Annotated in this window: 19 protein-coding genes; 9 read left to right on the top strand and 10 right to left on the bottom strand. The window is 67.8% G+C overall.

The window, feature by feature from the left end; genetic code table 11:
* Positions 1 to 2 precede the first annotated feature (2 nt).
* The 4 genes from ASC79_RS17250 to ASC79_RS17235 are packed head-to-tail and all read right to left on the bottom strand — an operon-like array spanning position 3 to position 3,011.
* Entirely contained in the window at positions 3 to 794 is a 792-nt protein-coding gene (locus ASC79_RS17250) for a MotE family protein (protein WP_056021615.1), read from the bottom strand.
* The gene (locus ASC79_RS17245; RefSeq protein ID WP_056021618.1) at positions 791 to 1,309 is read right to left on the bottom strand and encodes a DUF6468 domain-containing protein; all 519 of its coding nucleotides are present in this window, start codon (positions 1,307 to 1,309) and stop codon (positions 791 to 793) included. The genes ASC79_RS17250 and ASC79_RS17245 overlap by 4 nt, the downstream gene beginning before the upstream one ends.
* Positions 1,306 to 2,397 (bottom strand): flagellar motor switch protein FliM, encoded by a 1,092-nt coding sequence (gene fliM / locus ASC79_RS17240; RefSeq protein WP_235528759.1) that lies wholly within the window; start codon positions 2,395 to 2,397, stop codon positions 1,306 to 1,308. Before fliM ends, ASC79_RS17245 begins: the two co-directional genes overlap by 4 nt.
* A gap of 26 nt (positions 2,398 to 2,423) precedes the next feature.
* Positions 2,424 to 3,011 (bottom strand): flagellar basal body-associated FliL family protein, encoded by a 588-nt coding sequence (locus ASC79_RS17235; RefSeq protein ID WP_056021621.1) that lies wholly within the window; start codon positions 3,009 to 3,011, stop codon positions 2,424 to 2,426.
* A gap of 217 nt (positions 3,012 to 3,228) precedes the next feature.
* Here ASC79_RS17235 and flgF point away from each other — a divergent pair, with 217 nt between their 5' ends.
* The 5 genes from flgF to ASC79_RS17210 are packed head-to-tail and all read left to right on the top strand — an operon-like array spanning position 3,229 to position 6,806.
* Positions 3,229 to 3,966 carry a flagellar basal-body rod protein FlgF gene (flgF, locus tag ASC79_RS17230; RefSeq protein ID WP_056021624.1) on the top strand — a complete coding sequence of 246 codons (738 nt, stop codon included), beginning with the start codon at positions 3,229 to 3,231 and terminating at the stop codon, positions 3,964 to 3,966.
* Between the two features lie 13 nt (positions 3,967 to 3,979).
* On the top strand, positions 3,980 to 4,768 hold the full coding sequence (gene flgG / locus ASC79_RS17225) for a flagellar basal-body rod protein FlgG (RefSeq protein WP_056021627.1): 789 nt from the start codon (positions 3,980 to 3,982) through the stop codon (positions 4,766 to 4,768).
* A gap of 2 nt (positions 4,769 to 4,770) precedes the next feature.
* Positions 4,771 to 5,520 carry a flagellar basal body P-ring formation chaperone FlgA gene (flgA, locus tag ASC79_RS17220; RefSeq protein WP_056021630.1) on the top strand — a complete coding sequence of 250 codons (750 nt, stop codon included), beginning with the start codon at positions 4,771 to 4,773 and terminating at the stop codon, positions 5,518 to 5,520.
* A gap of 12 nt (positions 5,521 to 5,532) precedes the next feature.
* Entirely contained in the window at positions 5,533 to 6,264 is a 732-nt protein-coding gene (flgH, locus tag ASC79_RS17215; RefSeq protein WP_056021633.1) for a flagellar basal body L-ring protein FlgH, read from the top strand.
* A gap of 38 nt (positions 6,265 to 6,302) precedes the next feature.
* A complete protein-coding gene (locus ASC79_RS17210; RefSeq protein WP_056021636.1) occupies positions 6,303 to 6,806 on the top strand; it encodes a hypothetical protein in 504 nt (167 codons plus the stop codon).
* Positions 6,807 to 6,810: 4 nt separating this feature from the next.
* Here ASC79_RS17210 and dxs read toward each other — a convergent pair whose 3' ends face one another.
* The 5 genes from dxs to ASC79_RS17185 all read right to left on the bottom strand — a co-directional run bounded on the left by dxs (position 6,811) and on the right by ASC79_RS17185 (position 11,519).
* The gene (dxs, locus tag ASC79_RS17205; RefSeq protein WP_056021639.1) at positions 6,811 to 8,730 is read right to left on the bottom strand and encodes a 1-deoxy-D-xylulose-5-phosphate synthase; all 1,920 of its coding nucleotides are present in this window, start codon (positions 8,728 to 8,730) and stop codon (positions 6,811 to 6,813) included.
* A gap of 18 nt (positions 8,731 to 8,748) precedes the next feature.
* The gene (locus tag ASC79_RS17200) at positions 8,749 to 9,627 is read right to left on the bottom strand and encodes a polyprenyl synthetase family protein (RefSeq protein WP_056021643.1); all 879 of its coding nucleotides are present in this window, start codon (positions 9,625 to 9,627) and stop codon (positions 8,749 to 8,751) included.
* 1 nt (position 9,628) lies between these two features.
* Entirely contained in the window at positions 9,629 to 9,871 is a 243-nt protein-coding gene (locus ASC79_RS17195) for an exodeoxyribonuclease VII small subunit (RefSeq protein ID WP_056021646.1), read from the bottom strand.
* 66 nt (positions 9,872 to 9,937) lie between these two features.
* Positions 9,938 to 10,555 (bottom strand): histidine phosphatase family protein, encoded by a 618-nt coding sequence (locus ASC79_RS17190; protein ID WP_056023596.1) that lies wholly within the window; start codon positions 10,553 to 10,555, stop codon positions 9,938 to 9,940.
* Between the two features lie 40 nt (positions 10,556 to 10,595).
* The gene (locus ASC79_RS17185) at positions 10,596 to 11,519 is read right to left on the bottom strand and encodes a histone deacetylase family protein (protein ID WP_056021649.1); all 924 of its coding nucleotides are present in this window, start codon (positions 11,517 to 11,519) and stop codon (positions 10,596 to 10,598) included.
* A gap of 37 nt (positions 11,520 to 11,556) precedes the next feature.
* Between ASC79_RS17185 and ASC79_RS17180 the strand changes: the two genes are divergently transcribed.
* The 3 genes from ASC79_RS17180 to ASC79_RS17170 all read left to right on the top strand — a co-directional run bounded on the left by ASC79_RS17180 (position 11,557) and on the right by ASC79_RS17170 (position 13,226).
* The gene (locus ASC79_RS17180; RefSeq protein ID WP_056021652.1) at positions 11,557 to 12,090 is read left to right on the top strand and encodes a GNAT family N-acetyltransferase; all 534 of its coding nucleotides are present in this window, start codon (positions 11,557 to 11,559) and stop codon (positions 12,088 to 12,090) included.
* Positions 12,091 to 12,244: 154 nt separating this feature from the next.
* Positions 12,245 to 12,745: a recombinase family protein gene (locus tag ASC79_RS17175; protein WP_056021655.1), complete on the top strand. Its 501-nt coding sequence runs from the start codon at positions 12,245 to 12,247 to the stop codon at positions 12,743 to 12,745.
* 103 nt (positions 12,746 to 12,848) lie between these two features.
* Entirely contained in the window at positions 12,849 to 13,226 is a 378-nt protein-coding gene (locus tag ASC79_RS17170; protein ID WP_056021658.1) for a MerC domain-containing protein, read from the top strand.
* A 1-nt stretch (position 13,227) separates the two neighbouring features.
* Here ASC79_RS17170 and ASC79_RS17165 read toward each other — a convergent pair whose 3' ends face one another.
* On the bottom strand, positions 13,228 to 13,980 hold the full coding sequence (locus ASC79_RS17165; RefSeq protein ID WP_056021661.1) for an ABC transporter ATP-binding protein: 753 nt from the start codon (positions 13,978 to 13,980) through the stop codon (positions 13,228 to 13,230).
* 298 nt (positions 13,981 to 14,278) lie between these two features.
* Here ASC79_RS17165 and ASC79_RS17160 point away from each other — a divergent pair, with 298 nt between their 5' ends.
* On the top strand, positions 14,279 to 15,454 hold the full coding sequence (locus tag ASC79_RS17160; protein WP_056021664.1) for a VWA domain-containing protein: 1,176 nt from the start codon (positions 14,279 to 14,281) through the stop codon (positions 15,452 to 15,454).
* Positions 15,455 to 15,487 lie beyond the last annotated feature (33 nt).

The raw sequence follows: 15,487 nt of genomic DNA, 5'->3' as shown, positions 1-15,487 counted from the left end.
GGTTATCCGGCCTTGGCGGGCGGCGCGGCTGGAGCCGCGGCCTGAGCGGCGGGACGCGGCGCGGCGGGCAGCGGTCCGGCGGCGGCCTGCGCGGCGGCGGCCACCTTCTTGACGTCGGCGAAGCGGCGGGCGAGCGCCTCGGTCAGCTTCTTGGCCTCGACCGGCGGCATGTTGGCGATGATCGGCGAGAGCGCCCGCTCCTTCATCTTCGCCGCGACCGGGAGACGCACAGCGTCGTCGAGCAGCACCATCCGCGGGGCGGCGTCCTTGGGCTTCATGAGTTCGAACACCTTCACCAGGCGGTCGATCTCGGCCTGTTCCTTCTCGTCGGCATCGACCATCAGCTTGGCGATGTCGCCCTTCATGCCGTTGAGCGCCTGGATCTTGGCGTCGAGCTTGGCTTCGGCGGCGGCCATCAGGGCGAGCTGGACGTCGAGGTCCTGCTCGCGCTTGTCGAGCTGGCCGCGGCGGGCGCCCAGGCTCTGCAGAACCTGCAGCTCCGCAGGCGAGAGGCCGGCCTCCTTGGCCAGTTCGGCGGCGGTGGGCGCGCAGACCGCGGCCGGCTTAGCCGCGGCCGGCAGGTTCGGCACGCTGGCAGCGGCGTCCTTGGCCTCGCCCGTCGCGGCCTTGGCCTCGTCCTTGGCCGGCGCCACGCCCTTGGCGGCTTCCTCGGCGAAGGCGCGTGCGCCGGAGACCAGATCAGGCAGGCTCTGGGCGCCGGACAGGGCGTTCAGACCCAGCACGCCGACCATGGCGACACCGACCAGCGGCAGGATGCGGGGGATATTCTTCATCGGCGGGCTCCCAGGCGCGCGCCGGGCGTCGGGCGACGCTCGGCGGGCTGGTCGAAGAGGTCGTCGTCAAAAGTCGGGCGGGCGGCCGGCGCCGCTTCACGCCGGGGCGCGGCGGGTTGGCGCTCGGGCCGAGGATCGCGGGAAGCCGACAGCAGAGCGCCCAGGCGATGGGTGACACGCTCGACATCGGCTTCGGCCACCGGCTCGACGCCGCGATGCGACGCCGCCGACTGCGGGACGCCTTGCAATTGGCGATCGAGCTTGGCGGTCAGGACGCGCGCCTTTTCAATGCGATCGGCCAGGGCGTCGTGCGCCTCGTCGGTGGCGGCGCGCAGGTCGGCCAGGCCCTGTTCGGCGCGGGCGGCGGCGGCGTCCAGATCGGCGACCGCCCTGGCGAAGCCCTCGTGACTCTCACGCAGCGCCTTGAGGCGCGCATTGAGGCGGTAGCCCATCATCAGGGCCGCGGCCAGCAGGCCGGCGAGCATCAGGTTCAGGCCGATGGCGACAGCGCTCATTTGAACCTCGAGATGGCTTTCTTGGCGTGCGGCGACAGCGGCCCGTCGACGCGCACGGCGATGTGGTGGTTGCGCCGGCCCATGCGCCCGCGCGTCAGCGGGATCGCGCCGGCGCGCAATTCGACCTGGCTGTCGGGCGTCGCGTTCAGCATCAGGGTGTCGCCGACCTTCAGCTCCAGCACCTCGCGGAGCGGCAGCTGCTGCTCGTCGAGCACGGCCCGCACGTCGAGCTGGGTTGTCCAGAGCTCGGTCGCCAGGTGGCTTTCCCAGATGTTGTCGCGGCCGAACTTCTCGCCCATGAACTGCTGCAGCAGCATCTTCCGGATGGGCTCGAGGGTGGCGTAGGGCAGCAACAGCTCGATGCGGCCGCCGCGGTCTTCCATGTCGATGCGCAGCTTGACCAGGATCGCCGCATTGGCCGGCCGCGCGATGGCGGCGAAGCGCGGATTGGTTTCCAGCCGGTCGAGGGTGAAGGTCACCGGGGTCAGCGGCTCGAAGGCGGCGCGGGCGTCGGCCAGCACGACCTCGACCATCCGCTGGACCAGAACCCGCTCGATGGTGGTGTAGGGACGGCCCTCGATGCGCATGGCCGCAGTGCCGCGGCGACCGCCCAGCAGCACGTCGACGATCGAGTAGATCAGGTTGGAATCGACCGTCAGCAGGCCGTAGTTTTCCAGTTCCTCGGCCTTGAAGACCGAGAGGATGGCCGGCAGCGGGATCGAGTTCAGATAGTCGCCGAAACGGATCGACGAGATGTTGTCGAGGCTGACCTCAACGTTGTCCGAGGTGAAGTTCCGCAGGGACGTCGTCATCAACCGCACCAGGCGGTCGAAGACGATCTCCAGCATCGGCAGGCGTTCATACGACACCAGCGCCGAGTTGATGATCGCGCGGATGCCCGAGCGCTCGGCCGCCTCCTCATCGGAAAGGTCGAAGCCCAGCAGGCTGTCGATCTCGTCCTGATTGAGGATGCGCTCGGCGCCGAGCAGCCCTTCGACCTTGTCGTCGGGGTTCTGCCAGGTGGCCGGGTCGTCGGGGTTTATCCCGCCCTGCAGCCCGCCGATGATCTGGGGTTCTTCGTCAGCCATGGGTCACGCGCCAACCAGGGAGGGCCCTAGTTGATCAGCATCTCCTCGATCAGGACGGCGTTCACCTTGGACGGTGCGATGACCATGTTGACCCGGCGCTGGATCTCCATGCGCAGCTGGTAGGAGCCTTGGCTGCCCTGAAGGTCCTCGGGGCGCAGTTCGCGCAGGAAGGTCTGGAACATGTCCTGGAGCCTAGGCATGTTCGGCTCCAGCAGGTCGACGGTCGCCTGGTCCGGCACTTCCAGGGTCAGCTTGAGCTTCAGGAAGGTCGAGCGGCCGTCGGCGGTCTGCATGTTCACGACCACGCTGGGCATGGTGTAGAACAGGATGCCGTCGGGTCCTTCACGGACCTGGCCGACGGGCTTCTCGCCCTCGCCCTTCTTCTCGCCCTTCTTTTCTTTTTTCTTTTCCGCAGCCTTGCCGGCGGCCGCCTCCGGCTTGGGCTTCAGCAGGAAAAAGGCGCCGGCCCCGCCGCCGCCGAGCACGAGCAAAGCCGCGACCCCGGCGATGATCATCATCTTCGGGGTGAACTTCTTTTTCGCGGGCGCACCCTCGCCGTCTTCGCCTTCAGCGGCGTCGCCTTGCGGGGCTTCCTTCACCTTGTCCTTGGCCACGCGCGCGCGCTCCTTAGAATCTTACCCCGTCTCATGGCCCAGTCATGGTTAAGGACAAGTTTTTAACGAGTATTAACGAGGGCGATTTTCGTGCCGGGCAATTTCCGCCGGGCGGCGTGCGTTAACCTTATTTCTCGCTGTTTTCATTGAGTTTTTGAACTGGCCCGATCCTTGCAGCCAAACCGGTGACGAAAACGCCGCAGGTTAAGGCTTCGCCATGGACAACGCCCTCTACGTCGGACTCTCGCGCCAGATGACGCTGCGCCGCGAATTGGACATCGTGGCCAACAACATCGCCAACATCGATACGACCGGCTTCAAGGTCGAAAGCCTGATGGTCGAAACCGAGCCGATGGCGCCGGCCCACACCTTCGGCGCGCCGCGTCCGGTGAAGTTCGTGATCGACCGCAGCGTCGGACGCGATTTCGGCCAGGGCGTGCTGCGCGCCACCGGCGGGACCTTCGATCTCGGCATCCAGGGCGACGGTTTCTTCCGGGTGCGCGCCGCGGACGGCGAACAGTTCACCCGCGACGGCCGATTCCACATGGATGAGGCCGGCCGCCTAGTCACCGAGGACGGCGCGGCGCTGCTGGACGAAGGCGGCGGCGACATCACCATCGACCCGAAGCTGGGCCCCGTGACCATCGCCAAGGACGGCACGGTCAGCCAGGGCAACGAGCGCCTGGGCAAGGTCGGAATGGCCCGTTTCGACGAGCTGTCGGTGCTCGAGAAGGTCGGTGAGAACCGCTACCGCAACACCTCGAACGCCCAGCCCCAGGCGGCGACGGAATCCGTGATCCAGCAAGGCATGCTGGAAGGTTCCAACGTCAAGCCGGTCTCCGAGATCACCCGGATGATCGAGATCACCCGCACATACGAGTCCGTCGCCAAGATGATGGACGCCAACGCCGAACTCTCCCGTCGCTCGATCGAGCGCATGGGCAAAGTGAACTAAGGGATATCCGCCGATGCAAGCGCTCCGCACAGCCGCGACCGGCATGGCCGCTCAGCAGCTCAACGTCGAGGTCATCTCGAACAACATCGCCAACATGAACACCGTTGGCTTCAAGAAGCAGCGGGCGGAGTTCCAGGACCTGCTCTACCAGACCATCGAGCGGGCGGGCGCGCAGTCGTCCGACCAGGGCACGGTGGTTCCGACCGGCGTGCAGGTCGGCGGCGGGGTGAAGGCCGGGTCGGTCTACCGCATCACCCAGCAGGGCAACATGACCGCCACCGGCGGCAAGTTCGACATGGCGATCTCCGGCCGCGGCTACTTCCAGGTGATGATGCCGAGCGGCGAGATCGCCTACACCCGCGCCGGCAACTTCTCGCCCAACGACCAGGGCCAGCTGGTCACCGAGGACGGCTACCTGATCGAGCCGGCCATCACCATTCCGGCCGACGCCACCGACATCTCGATCTCCAAGAGCGGCCAGGTCCAGGCGATCCGCGCCGGCCAGACCGCGCAGGACGTGATCGGCAACCTGGAACTGGCCACCTTCGTCAACGAGGCCGGCCTCGACGCCATCGGCGACAACCTGCTGAAGGAAAGCGCCGCCTCCGGCGCGCCGACCGTCGGCATCCCCGGCGTCGACGGCATCGGCGTGATCAACCAGGGCTACACCGAAGCCTCGAACGTCGATGCGGTCACCGAAATCACCGCCCTCATCGTCGCCCAGCGGGCGTATGAGATGAACTCGAAGGTCATCACCTCGGCCGACGAGATGCTGCGCACCGCCAGCAACATCCGGTCCTGATCATGAAGCGCCTCCTGATCGCCGCCGCCGCCGCTCTGCTCGCCTCCCCGGCCCTGGCCGGACAGCCGGTGATGCTGAAGGCCGAACCCATCGACAGCGATGGCGTCATCACGCTGTCGGACCTGTTCGAGGGCGCCGGCGCGGCCGGCAAGATCGCCGTCGCCGCCAAGCCCGGCGTCTCGGCCGTGCTCGACGCCGCGGCCGTTCAGGGCGTCGCCCGCCGGGCCGGACTGGACTGGCCCAATGCCGAGGGCTTCCGCCGGATCGTCGTGCGCAGCGGCGCCAGCGGACCGGGCATGGCCTCGTCCGCCGTCGCGGCGCGGGGCAATGTCGAAGTGCTGACCTATGCCCGCAGCCTCTCGGCCGGAGAGATCGTGCAGCCGCAGGATCTGGTCTGGGGCAAGGCCGCCGCGGCCCCCTCGGACGCCCCGAGCGACTCCGACGCGATCATTGGGCTGGCCGCCAAGCGGCCGCTGCGCGCCGGGGCCGCCGTCTCGGCCCGCGACGTCTCGGCCCCGCAGGTCATCAAGGCCGGAGAGCTGATCACCGTCACCTACGAGGACGGCGGGATTTCCCTGGTGCTGCAAGGCAAGGCGATGTCCGCCGCCAGCCTGGGCGACACCCTGGCCGTCCAGAACGTCACGTCGAAGAAAGTCATCCAGGCCGTCGCCAGCGGTCCGGGCCAGGCCGTGGTCGGCCCTGCCGCCGACCAGCTGAAGGCCCTTCCCCGCACCCAGTACGCGCTCCGTTAGGGACCCACGCCCATGCGCCTCTCCGTTCTCGCCGTCCTCGCCCTGGCCCCGCTGGCCGCCTGCTCCACCGTCACCGAGGCGGTGATGGGCCCCGAACTGGCTCCGGTCGGATATCCGGCGACCTTGGTCGCCCGCGAGCAGCCGACCTTCGTCTCGGCCCGCGAGCCCGGACCTCAGGCGGCCTCGGCCAACTCGCTGTGGCGGACCGGCGCGCGCGCCTTCTTCATCGACCAGCGCGCCAACCGCGTCGGCGACATCCTGACGGTGCAGATCGACATCGACGATTCCGCCCAGACGCGGAACGCCTCGACCAGCGGCCGCACGGCCGGGATGCAGGCCGGCGTCGACAATTTCTTCGGGCTGGAATCGAGCCTCGGCAAATATTTCCCGGGCGGGTTCGACCCGTCCAGCATGGTCAGCACCAACTCGACCTCGAACAACGCCGGTTCGGGCGCGGTGACGCGGTCCGAGAAGATCTCGCTGACCATCGCCGCGGTGGTCACCAACGTCCTGCCCAACGGCAACATGGTGATCCAGGGCACGCAGGAAGTGCGCACCAACGCCGAGCTGCGCCAGCTGACCGTCGCCGGCATCGTGCGCCCGGAAGACATCTCCTCGGCCAACACCATCCGCCACACCCAGATCGCCGAGGCCCGGATCAGCTACGGCGGCCGCGGCGACATCAGCCGCGTGCAGAAGGTGCCCGCGGGCCAGTCGCTGGTCGAGCGCTTCCAGCCGTTCTGACGGTGGAGGCGCGCGCGGGCCGATGCTAGGTTGAGCCGATGAAGTCCGCCGCTCTCGCGCTCGCCCTTTTCGCCGCCTCCGGCGCCGCCCACGCCCAGGATTCCGACTACGCGTGGAGCGTCGAGACGCCCAAGGACGCCGAAGCCGCCCTGCGTTTCGGCCTCCACGACACCGACGACCAGCCGATCGCCTTCACCTGCGTGCGCGGCTCAGGCCAGGTGAAGGTCAGCGCCGACCTCGCCAAGCGCCTGGGCGTCGAGCGGATCGGCGAGACCTGGGTCGACAAGGCCGGCGTGCGCGCGCCCTGGCCGATGAGCGTGGCCATGGCGTCGGAAGGCGCATCGCTGACGCTGCGCGGCGTCGGACACCCCAACGACATCACCGACGGCACGCTGGTGCTGACCGAGTTCTCGACCCGCGCGCCGCTGGCCGCCGCCTTCCGCAAGAGCGGCGTCGTCTCGCTGACCGCAGCAGGTGAAAGCGTGAAGCCGCCGCCCGCGCCCAAGGGCGCGGTGCGCAAGTTCCTCAGCGCCTGCAAATAGGGGCTTAGGCCCGGCGGCCCGCCGCCGAGACGTTGTCCACGCCCAGCGCCGAAAGCGCACCGGCGACGATGCCCTCGGCGTCGAGGCCCGCCTGCGCGTACATGATTTCCGGCTTGTCCTGGTCCTGGAAGATGTCGGGCAGGGTCAGGGTGCGAACCTTCAGGCCGCGGTCGAGCGCGCCATGCTGGGCCAGGGCCTGCAGCACGAACGAGCCGAAGCCGCCCATGGCGCCTTCTTCGACGGTGATCAGGGCCTCGTGGTTGCGGGCCAGGTTCAGGATCAGGTCGATATCGAGCGGCTTGGCGAAGCGGGCGTCGGCGACCGTCGCCGAGAGGCCGCGGGCGGCGAGCAGGTCGGCCGCCTTGAGGCTTTCGGCCAGGCGCGTGCCGAACGAGAGGATAGCCACGGCCGAGCCTTCGCGGACGATGCGGCCCTTGCCGATCTCCAGGGGCTCAGCGAGATCCGGGATCGCCACGCCCACGCCCTCGCCGCGCGGATAGCGGAAGGCGGACGGGCGGTCGTCGATCACCGCGGCGGTCGCGATCATGTGGGCCAGTTCCGCCTCGTCGGCGGCGGCCATCAGCACCATGCCTGGCAGCGCGCCCATGAAGCCGATGTCGAACGAGCCGGCGTGCGTCGCGCCGTCGGCGCCCACCAGACCGGCGCGGTCCATGGCGAAGCGAACGGGCAGCCCCTGGATCGCCACATCGTGGACGACCTGATCGTAGCCACGCTGCAGGAAGGTCGAATAGATCGCGCAGAACGGCTTCATGCCGTCTGCCGCGAGACCGGCGGCGAAGGTCACCGCGTGCTGCTCGGCGATGCCGACGTCGAACATGCGGTCCGGGAAGCGCTTGGCGAACAGGTCGAGCCCGGTTCCGGAGTCCATCGCCGCGGTGATGGCGATGATCTTCGGATCGAGCTCGGCCCGCTTGATCAGTTCCTGGGCGAATACCTTGGTGTAGGTCGGGGCCACCGGCTGGCTCTTGGCCTGTTGGCCGGTGATCACGTCGAACTTCTGCACCGCGTGCAGCTTGTCGGCGGCGCTCTCGGCCGGGGCGTAGCCCTTGCCCTTCTGGGTGACCACGTGGACCAGGACCGGCTTGTCCTTGATCTCGCGCACGTTGTTCAGCACCGGCACGAGGGCCTCGAGGTCGTGGCCGTCGATCGGCCCGACATAGTAGAAGCCGAGTTCCTCGAAGAGCGTCCCGCCGGTGACCATGCCGCGGGCGTACTCCTCCGCCTTGCGGGCCGCCTCCTGCAGCGGACGCGGCAGCACCTTGGCGACCGACTTGCCCAGGTTGCGCAGCGACTGGTAGCCGCCGCCCGAGACGACGCGAGCCAGATAGGCGCTCATCCCGCCGACCGGCGGGGCGATCGACATGTCGTTGTCGTTGAGGATGACGGTCAGCTGGCCGGTGGTGGTGTGGCAAGCGCTGTTCATCGCCTCATAGGCCATGCCCGCGCTCATCGACCCGTCGCCGATGACCGCGACGACGCTGTTCGTCTTGCCCGCGGCGTCACGCGCGGCGGCGAAACCCAGCGCCGCCGAGATCGAGGTGGCCGCGTGGGCCGCGCCGAACGGGTCGTACTCGCTCTCGCTGCGCTTGGTGAAGCCCGACAGACCCCCGCCCTGCCGCAGTGTGCGGATGCGGTCGCGGCGACCTGTCAAAATCTTGTGCGGATAGGTCTGGTGTCCGACGTCCCAGATCAGGATGTCGTCCGGCGTTTCATAGACGTGGTGAAGCGCCACCGTGAGTTCGACCACGCCGAGACCGGCGCCGAAGTGTCCGCCGGTCTGCGACACCACGTCGATCATCTCGGCGCGAAGTTCATCGGCCAGCTGGCGCAGTTCAGGCGCGCTGAAACCGCGCATGTCGCGCGGATACGAAACCTTGTCGAGCAGGGGCGTGACTGGCGGCATATTGTTGTCGTTCTCGAACTAATTCCGGCGATCTAGCACGAAATCGACGCTGGCCCGCAGGAAATCGGCCTGCTGGCCGAACGGATCCAGGTGCGACTTCGTCTGTTCGGCGAGCAAGGCGAGGCGCTCACGCGCCGCGTCCGCGCCGAGCAAGGTGACGTAGTTCGCCTTGCCCATTTCGGCGTCCTTGCCGGCCTTCTTGCCCAGCACGGCGCTGTCGCCTTCCACGTCCAGCAGATCGTCGACGATCTGGTAGGCCAGGCCGATATCCTGCGCGAAGGCCATCAGGGCGTGGCGCTCGGCTTCGCCCGCATGGGCCATGATCAGCGGCAGCTCGAACGAGACGGCGATCAGGGCGCCGGTCTTCAGGCGCTGCATCCGGGCGACCGCGCCCAGGTCGTCGCGCACGCCCAGCATGTCGATCATCTGGCCGCCGCACATGCCCCGCGCGCCGGCCGCCTGAGCCAGCCTCAGCACCATTTCGGCGCGCACGCCGCCGTCGTGGTGGGTGTCGGGATCGGCCAGGATCTCGAAGGCGACGGTCTGCAGCGCATCGCCGGCCAGAACCGCGGTCGCCTCATCATAGGCCTTGTGGACCGTCGGCCGGCCGCGACGCATGTCGTCGTCGTCCATGCACGGCAGATCGTCGTGGATCAGGCTGTAGGCCTGGATGCATTCCAGCGCGCAGGCCGCGCGCAGCACGGCGCGTTCGTCCAGATCGAACATCCGGCCGGTCTCGATGGCGAAGAACGGACGCATGCGCTTGCCCGGCCCCAGCGCGGCGTAGCGCATGGCCTCGGTCAGCCGCTGCTCGGGCCCCTCGGCCCGCGGCAGGAGTTGGTCGAGCGCCACCGTCACCAGGTCGGCGGCCTCGGCCATGCGCTTGGCCAGGGCCATGTCAGTTGAACTCGGCTGGTTCGACGTTGGCCTGGCCGCTCGCGCCGACCACGATCTTTTCGACGCGCAGGCGGGCGGCTTCGAGCCGCTTTTCGCAATGCGCCTTCAGCAAAGCGCCCCGCTCATAGAGCTCGATGGACTGCTCCAGAGGCGCCTGCCCCGACTCCAGCTGGCCGACGATGCGTTCCAGCTCGGCCAGAGCCTGCTCGAAAGAAAGCGCGTCAATGTCAGCGGCGTCGGCCATTCTGAATTCCTTGAGATGCTAGCAGGTTAGTGACCGACGGCCCGGCCCGCAACTTTTCGGGCGGTTTCAGGACCGCTCGTAGCGCCGGGTGGACCAATACTTCCAGCCCTGATTGGCCGTCAGCCGCCAACCTCGCCGGCGCAAGGCCCGGCCGACCATGAAGTTGAAGAAGCCGTGAGCCAAGACCACCACGTCCTGCCCGCCGACCGCCAGGTCGATGATCAGGTCGGCGGCCTGGTCGGCCCGCTGCTCGGCCTGACGGCGGGTCTCGTGGCCGTCGTGATGATTGAAGAACCACCACCAGAACCGCGCGATGAAGCCCCAGATCTTCGGCGACATCCGCACGAAGCCCGGAAAGTGCGGCGGCGGCAGCGGCGCCTCGACGAACAGGGCCGTGCGCTCGAATTCGCGGCCTGCGGCCAGGGCCAGGGCGCTCTCGATGGAACGGTTGCGGACGGAGGAGATGATGACGCCGGCCTGTGCGGTCTGCTCGATCAGCGCCGCCGGCGGCGTCTGGCCCGGCCGAATGCCCAGCTGTTCGTAGCGGCTCCAATAGTCGCGATAGCCGTGAACGTTCAGCATCACCTTGCGGTGGATGTCGGGCTCGCCGTGGCGCGCGAGAACAATCGCTCCTGGGCGCTCGGCGGCGGTTTTCGGAAGGTCGGCGGTCAAAGCGTCGGCCATGTCATCCAATGGCCAGGATTCGCGCAACCCAGCCTCGCCCTCACCCCTGCGAAAGTGCCTGAACGTGCGCGAGCGCAGAACGGCCTAGAGCCTCAAGGTCGTACCCGCCCTCGAGCGAGGAAACAACCCGCCCGCGGCTATGGGTCCGCGCCACGCTCATGATCGCGCGGGTCGCCCAGGCGAAGTCTTCAGCCTCCAGGTTCTGGCTGGAATCACCGATCGGATCGCGGGCATGGGCGTCGAAGCCCGCCGAAATCAGGATCAGATCGGGGGCGAAGGCGTCGACGTGGGTCAGGAGTCCCTCGAACTCCTTGCGCCACAACTCACGCGGCGCGTTCGCCGGAACGACCGCGTTGCGGATGTTGCCAGGGACGACCTCGGACGGATGCCCCGTTCCGGGCCACATCGGCCACTGCTGCACGGAGGCGAAGAACAGGCCGTCCTGGCCGCCCAGGGCCGCCTGGGTGCCGTTGCCGTGATGGACGTCGAAGTCCACGACCGCGACACGCTGCAGTCCCGCCAGCTGGGCCGCGCGCGCGGCGAGCGCCACGTTCGAAAAGATGCAGAACCCCATCGGCAGCGCAGGTTCGGCGTGGTGGCCCGGCGGCCGCACCGCGCAGAACGCCCGATCGTTCCTGCCCGCGGCCACGTCGCGCACCGCCTGGACCACGCCGCCGGCCGCACGCAGCGCCGCGGTCAGGCTGCCGGCGGACATGTAGGTGTCGTCGTCCAGCCGCAGCAGCCCCTGGGTCGGAGCGTTGTCGATCACCGCCTGGACGTAGGCGCCGCGGTGCGCCAGCTCCAGGTCGGCGCGCACGATCAGCGGCGCCTCGCGGCGGTCAAGCGAAAGGTCGCTGTCGCCCAGCGCGCCCAGCACCGAGCTCAGACGCTCCGGACGCTCCGGATGCCACTCGCCCGGCTGGTGGCCGAGCATCTCCAGATGGGTGTAGAGGGCGATATCCATTCGAATCGCAGCCTAACCCGCCTTACGTAGAAGCCGAATGCAACAACCGACGATACGCCGCGCAGATCCATCCGACGCTCAGGTTTTATCCGAACTCGGCGCGCGTACGTTTACTGAAACCTTCGCGCATCTGTATCCGCCCCAGGATCTGGCCGACTTCCTGGCGCGCGCCTATGGCCTGGAGCGCACGCGCGCCGACCTCGCCGATCCGGCCAAGGCGCAGTGGTTGGTCGAGGCTGGCGGCGAGGCCGTCGGATACGCCCTCGCCGGCCCCTGCGATCTCCCGCACCCGGACGTCACCGCGGCCAGCGGCGAGCTCAAGCGGTTCTACCTGCTCAAGGACTGGCAGGGCGGCGGAACGGGCGGTCGGCTCTTCCAGGACGTCATGGCCTGGCTCGAGCGGGACGGTCCGCGAGACCTCTGGATCGGCGTGTGGTCGGAGAACGTCGGCGCCCAGAGATTCTATGGCCGTCATGGCTTCGTTCGGGTCGGCGACTACGGCTTCCAGGTCGGCAGCGTGACGGACCACGAGTTCATTCTACGGCGTGCCGCGCAAGGGCTCTCCACCTAAGGGCGAATTTTTGGGCGGGGCTTGCGAGCTTCGCTGAATTTCCTCGCCTCCTTAGAGAAATATTGCTGCGATTTAACACCGCAGACTTTGACGCTGGCGCTCGCATTTGCGAACTTCGCCGTAATCATCGACGTAGCTGCACGCGACGGGTGGGATGCTGAAAATCGGATATGTCAGGCTGCGCGACGCGCGGTCCGCGGACGACACTGCGACGCTGAAATCGATCGGCTGCCATGTCGTGCGCGCTGAAGAACCGGTCGGACCGGGCGCGGACGGATCGTCCGTGCTCATGTCGATTCTCGACTTCATTTCCGAGGGCGACCAGTTGGTCGTCACCCGCCTGAACCACCTCGCCACCTGCACGCGCGAAGTCCTCGACGTGATCGAGCGTCTGGAAGCCCGCGGCGCGAGCCTGTTCGTGACCGAAGCCGATGTCGGCACCCTTGGCGAGGGCGGCCGCGCCCTGCGCGCTGCGCTTGAAGCCGTGGCCTCGGTCGAACCGCCGTGGGCGCGCCGTCGCCGCGGCGCGCCGGCCGCCGACATCCGCGCGTTGCAGGCCGCGGGCGTCGGTCCCGTGGAGATCGCCCGCCGGCTAGGCGTCTCTCGCATGACCGTGTGGCGCAAGCTCAAGGAAGCGGCCGAAGCGGCGGCCTGAGCCCAGGAACTGCGGCCCGCGGCCCGTCCGGGGCTTGAATGTGAAATGTTATAATATTACATGACCTCTGCCGCGGCGGTTGCGGCCGACTGCGGAGGGATTCTTGAAAGCTGCCCCGAGTTCCCTCCTGGACGCATCGGCCATCAGCCTGTCGGGCCTCTGCCTGGCCCACTGCCTGGCCCTCCCCCTCGTCGCCGCCTTCTCCCCAGTTGTGGCGACCTGGGCGGAGGCCGAGTGGGTCCACGCGCTGGCCATCGGCCTGGCCGCGCCGATGTCGGCGCTCGCGCTATGGCGCAGGGGCCAGTCGCTGGCGGTGATCGTGCTCGCCATGTCCGGACTGTCGCTGATGGCGCTGGGCGTCGCGCATTGGCCGAGCCACGAGTTCGAGACGCCGATCACAGTGGCCGGCAGCCTGCTGCTCGCCGCGAGCCACATCGCCAACTGGCGGCGGCGGCACAGCTGCGCCGGCAAGGCCGGCTAGATCAGGCCGCCATCAAGGCGTCGAACCCGTCGATCTCGACGATGGGCGAAGCGACGCCTGCGTCGATCCGCATGACCTTGTTGCAGTAGGTCCTGAGTGTCATCGGGTCGTGCGAGGCCAACACCAGGATGCCGGCGCGCTCGACCAACTGCTGCAGGCGCAGATGGGCCTGGCTGCGGAACTCCGCGTCACCGACGGCGATCCACTCGTCCATCAACAGGACGTCGGCCTCGACCGACGTCGCCACCGCAAAGGCCAACCGCGCCTGCATGCCCGCCGAGTAGGTCTTGAGCGGCATCTCCAGGAAACGGCCGAGCCCGGAGAACTCGGCGATGTCAGGCAGGCGCTCTTCCACCTCGCGCCGGGTGAGGCCAGCGATCAGTCCGCGCAGGCGGATGTTGTCCAGGCCGGTGGCCGTAGGGTCGATGCCGAGGCTGAGGTCGAGAAGCGAGGCGATCCGCCCATCGACCGCGACGCTCCCCTCGTCCGGCTCATAGGCGCCGGCTAGCGCGCGCAGCAGCGTGGTTTTCCCTGAGCCGTTGTGACCGACCAGGCCAAGGCGGTCGCCAGGCTGGAGTTCGAAGCTGACGCCCTGGAGCGCGGTGACTATCCGCCCCCCGCGGCTGAGCGCGCCGCCGACCGCGGCGCGGGCCAGGTGCTTCTTCAGCGAGCGGTTGTCGGCCCCGTAGATCGGAAAGCGCAGGGTGAGATCGCGGACGCTGACCGCAGCCGGCGAGGCGACAAGCCCAGGCATGTCGATTCTCGCAGACGGCCCCGCCCGCGTCGCCGCCAACCATCCGCGTTGCGTCGCGACCATGTTCGTCCGCCACTCATTTTAACTTGTTAAGTTAAAACTGTAGTACGCCGCCTTCACGCCTTCAAGGCGCGCGACCGAATGTTAGGGGTGCAATCGGGGCTCCGCATCCTAGGTAGAAACCCTAGAAAGGGTCGCCCATGCCGATGGGACGCAAGGGCGCGCTGGACAACAGCGGTCGGCGGCTCCATCTTTCGAAGTCAAACGTCTGTTCGTCTCCCAGCGGGAAGCCTGCCCCATGTTCATGCGCTTTTTCACCGAGCTGCGCGAAGCCAAGGTGCCGGTGACTCTGAAAGAGTACCTCATGCTCATGGAGGCGCTCGACAAGGTGGTCATCGAGCGCTCGGTCGACGACTTCTACTACCTGTCGCGTTCGGCGCTGGTGAAGGACGAGAAGAACCTCGACAAGTTCGACCAGGTCTTCTCCCACGTGTTCAAGGGCCTGGAGAAGATCGAGGGCGCCGGCACGGCGGACATCCCGGCCGAATGGCTGCGCAAGATCTCCGAGAAATTCCTCACTGAAGAGGAAAAGGCCCAGATCGAGGCCATGGGCGGTTTCGACAAGCTCATGGAAGCCCTGGCCGAGCGGCTGAAGGAACAGAAGGAACGCCACGAGGGCGGCAACAAGGCGATCGGCACTGGCGGCACCTCGCCCTTCGGCGCCAACGGCTACCACCCCGAGGGCGTGCGCATCGGCCAGGACAAGGGCCGGCACGGCAAGGCCGTGAAGGTCTGGGACAAGCGCGAGTACAAGAACCTCGACGACGCCGTCGAGCTCGGCACCCGCAACATCAAGGTCGCCCTGCGCCGGCTGCGCAAGTGGGTCCGCGACGGCGCCGCCGACGAACTGGACATGCAGGGCACCATCCGCGGCACCGCCGAGAAGGGCTACCTGGACATCCACATGCGCCCCGAGCGCCGCAACAAGATCAGCGTGCTGATCTTCTTCGACATCGGCGGCTCGATGGACAGCCACATCAAGGTCTGCGAGGAGCTGTTCTCGGCCGCGCGGTCAGAATTCAAGAACATGGAATTCTACTACTTCCACAACTGCCTCTACGAGAGCGTGTGGAAGGACAATCGCCGTCGCCATACCGAGAAGCTGAACACTTGGGACATCCTCCACAAGTACTCCAGCGACTACAAGGTGCTGTTCGTCGGCGACGCGACCATGAGCCCGTACGAAATCACCTATCCGGGCGGTTCGGTCGAGCACTGGAACGAAGAAGCCGGCGCGATCTGGATGGATCGCGTGGCCCAGATCTATGAGCACGTCGTGTGGCTGAACCCCACCGCCGAGCGGCACTGGGACTACACCCCGTCGATCGAGGTGATGAAGCAACTGGTCAACGACCGCATGTTCCCTTTGACCATCGAGGGTCTCGACAAGGCGATGCGGGAGCTCGCGCGCTAGCGTCGCATCGCGGTTTGCAAGCTACCTGCTAAG

Origin of the sequence: Phenylobacterium sp. Root1290 (assembly GCF_001425305.1) — a bacterium.
Taxonomy (GTDB): domain Bacteria; phylum Pseudomonadota; class Alphaproteobacteria; order Caulobacterales; family Caulobacteraceae; genus Phenylobacterium.
This window is presented reverse-complemented; position numbering and strand designations above follow the sequence as displayed.